Genomic DNA, 3,239 nt, shown 5'->3' on the forward strand with positions numbered 1-3,239 from the left:
CAACCAGGTGGCGACGAATGACGGCAGGCCGAATCCGCGGGTGATCGCGTCGGCGATCGCATCGGCATCCTCGTCGGTGCCGGCCGCGACACGCAACGTCGTCTCGCCTGCATCCACCGGGCCTGCCGGCCRCAGCATCTTCACCCAGTTCGCGGGTTCGCCCGGCCGCCATCCGGCCGCTTCGAGCGACAGCGCCGTGTCGCGGGGCTGCGCGTGCGTGTTGACATGCAGCCACCAGTGGCGGGAACCGGCCGCCGCGAACGCCGCTGCGACTTGCGCGGTGCTGTGGGCGCCCGCCGGCGAGCGCAGCCCGAGCCCGATCGCCCGGTTGAACAGGGGGGACTCGATGCCGGGTGCCAACAGCAGCGTCGCATCGGCGACGCGGTCGTGGGCGATGCCCAGCGTCCGGCGCAGCGCCGGGGGCGCCGCGTCGTAGTAGTCCACCCAGGCGCGGGCTTCGATGTCGTCTGCCAGGGTGGCCATGTCGGCGGGGGTCATTGTCGAGTTCACGGGAAGCGTTTCCTTCTGGCTGGATTGATTGACCTTACACCGTAAGGTCGATGCAGCGAAATGTACTGCAGGGTGCCTTACGTTGTAAAGTGGCCCATGGCCAGTGCCCGCACACCCCGCAAAGCGCCGACGTCGGTTCCGCCCGCGTCCCCACCGCTTCCTCGCACGCCGCTCGATCGGGACCGGATCGCCGCGGTGGCCCTGGCACTCATCGACAGCCTCGGGCTGGACGGCTGCTCGATGCGCCGCATCGGCCAGGAGCTGGGCGTCGAGGCGATGGCGCTCTACCATCACTTCAAGTCCAAGGGCGAGCTGCTCGATGCGGTGCAGGAGCTGCTGATCGGCGAGATCGAGATGCCCGATCCCGCCAGCGCCCCGCCGATCGAACGCATCCGCCGGAGCATGCGCAGCTACCGGCAGATCGCGGTGCGCCATCCGCGCGCCTTCACGCTGCTCGCTGCACGCCGCTTCAACACTCCGCGTGCATTCGACATCTACGAGCAGCTGCTGTTGATGTACGCCGAGTGCGGGCTGGCACCGCAGCAGCAGGCCTGGTGGTTCCGCCTGATGGGCGGCTTCGTGAACGGCGCGGGCATGGCCTACGTCGCGAGCATCGAGCACATTCCGGAACCCACCCAGCTGCAGCTGCAACATGCGCCGCAGACCATTGCGTTGCCGCACGTCGCCGCCGTGGCGCCGTTCCTGCGAATCGAGGGCCTCGATGCCGCCTTCGAATTCGGGCTCGACGTGCTGTTGGGTGCACTGGCGCGCGGGGGCGACGCTGCGCCTCAGTGATCCGCCCCGTGCCGCCACCCATCGGGCGTGCAGCCGGTCCAGTCGTGGGTTCGATGGGTCTTCCTTGTTTCAGTGGTGGCGTCCGTTCATTGACACGATGGCCTCCCTCACCCACCTCTGTCCCCCATGCCCATGACCCCGCTCGTGCCAAACCATCCCCACCGCGAACCATTCCACGGGAAACGGCGGCTCAACCAGCAGCAGCCTGTCCCGTCGGTCCCGCACCAGCAGCTCCGGCACCAGAGCCACGAAGTCCGACGCCGCCACGATCTCCGGCAGGAACAGAAACGATGCCGCCGACAGCACCACCTTGCGCTTGTGCCCCAGCGCCGCCAGGGTGCTGTCCACCGGCGTGACGAAGTCGGCCCCGCCCAGCGAGACGATCACGTGCTCCAGCTGCGCAAACTGCGCGACCGAGAGCTTGCGCCGCAGCCGTGGATGGTCCCGCCGGCCGATCAGCACATAGCGCTCATCGAACAGGTGCCGCGTCCGCAGGCCCGGCGGCGCGACCTCCGGCGTCATCAGCGCCAGGTCCACATCGCCCCGCGCCATCTGCGCTTCCAGCTGCGGCATGTCCAGGTTGCGCAGCGCCACGCGCACGCCGGGCGCCCGGGTGCGCAGTTCCACGACCAGCGGCTTGACCACTGCCGCCTGCAGGTAGTCCGTGCAGGCGATGGTGAAGGTCAGCTCCGCCTCGGCAGGGTCGAAGTTCCTGTGCGAGGCGACGGTGGCGCGCACCTGGTCCAAGGCGTGGCGCAAGGGGGCCAGCAGGTCGATGGCCTTGGCGGTCGGCGTCATGCCGCGTTGCGCAGGGATGAGCAACGGGTCGTCGAACGCGTCGCGCAGGCGGCTCAACTGCGCGCTGACCGCCGGTTGACTCAGGTGCAGGCGGGCGGCCGCCTTGGTCACGTTCTGCTCCACCAGCAAGGCCTCCAGGGTGACCAGCAGGTTGAGGTCGAGGCGCGTGCTATCCATGCCATGAATAGTAGCCAAACAAAGCATCGATTTCACAGATGGCTCGCAACTGCCGAGACTTGCGCCATCGCCCTACCGGCGCCACCGATGAAGAGTGAATCGATGCAGAAGAAGGTCCTGATCGTCCATGCGCACCCCGAGCCCACATCGCTGACCCGCCAGCTTGTGGAGGTGTCCTTGCAAACGCTACGGCAGCAGGGGCACGAGGTGCTGCAGTCGGATCTGTACGGCATGCACTGGAAGGCCGTTTTCGACGAACACGATTTCCCCAGCCGGGCCGACCCGGATCGCTTGTCGTTCATTGCGGAGTCAGGGCATTCCTATCTCGGTGGGCAACAGGTCGCGGATATTGCCGCCGAGCAGCAGAAGCTGCTGGCCGCCGACGCAGTGGTCTTCCAGTTTCCGCTCTGGTGGTTCGGCATGCCGGCCATCATGAAGGGCTGGGTGGACAGGGTGTGGGCCTACGGCCTCGCGTACGGCTACCAGAACGCAGGCAACCGGTACCGCTATGGCGATGGCGCCTTCAAGGGCAAGCGGGCGATGCTCGCCGTCGCGGTCGGCGGGCCGGCCAGGGATTATTCGCCGCGGGGCATCAACGGGCCGCTCGAGCAGCTGCTCTTCCCCATCACGCACGGCGCGCTCTATTTTCCCGGCTTCGACGTGCTGCCCACCTTCGCCGTCTACGGCACCGGACGAATGGCGGCGGATGAGGTGGCCGCGGCCAGGCAAGCCTGGCGCTCGCGTGTCGAACGCCTCTTCGAAGAAGCGCCCATCCCCTTCCGGCCGCAAAACGGTGGCGACTATCCCGACGGCCACGTCCTGGCAGCTCATGTCGCGGCCGGCCAGAGCGGACTGGTGGCGCACATCGCGGGCCCGGAAACGGTCCCTCTCCCTCGACCCCTCGAGAGGGGAGCCTGATCCCCTCTCCGAACCGGTGCCCTGCGCCGCCGGTCAGGTCG

General features: G+C 68.1%; 4 protein-coding genes. 2 read left to right on the plus strand and 2 right to left on the minus strand.

All coding sequences use genetic code 11. From position 1 onward, the window contains the following. On the minus strand, positions 1–498 hold a 498-nt coding region (locus AC1D12_RS28945; protein WP_477844583.1), incomplete at its 3' end, for a hypothetical protein. Positions 499–705: 207 nt separating this feature from the next. Here AC1D12_RS28945 and AC1D12_RS28950 point away from each other — a divergent pair. Beyond that, a complete protein-coding gene (locus AC1D12_RS28950; protein WP_477844585.1) occupies positions 706–1,305 on the plus strand; it encodes a TetR/AcrR family transcriptional regulator in 600 nt (199 codons plus the stop codon). A gap of 69 nt (positions 1,306–1,374) precedes the next feature. On the opposite strand, the gene AC1D12_RS28955 is transcribed toward AC1D12_RS28950, so the two are convergent. Continuing rightward, positions 1,375–2,280, minus strand: coding sequence for a LysR family transcriptional regulator (locus AC1D12_RS28955; protein WP_477844587.1), 906 nt, complete (start codon positions 2,278–2,280; stop codon positions 1,375–1,377). 102 nt (positions 2,281–2,382) lie between these two features. Here AC1D12_RS28955 and AC1D12_RS28960 point away from each other — a divergent pair, with 102 nt between their 5' ends. Beyond that, entirely contained in the window at positions 2,383–3,198 is an 816-nt protein-coding gene (locus AC1D12_RS28960; protein WP_477844589.1) for an NAD(P)H-dependent oxidoreductase, read from the plus strand. The last annotated feature ends 41 nt before the right edge of the window (positions 3,199–3,239 follow it).

Source organism: Rhizobacter sp. P1_G5 (genome assembly GCF_056405435.1).

Excerpts from the sequence above, each read along its gene's own strand:
- AC1D12_RS28960 (WP_477844589.1), top strand. The coding sequence starts at position 2,383 with ATGCAGAAGAAGGTCCTGATCGTCCATGCGCACCCCGAGCCCACATCG.
- AC1D12_RS28955 (WP_477844587.1), bottom strand. The coding sequence starts at position 2,280 with ATGGATAGCACGCGCCTCGACCTCAACCTGCTGGTCACCCTGGAGGCC.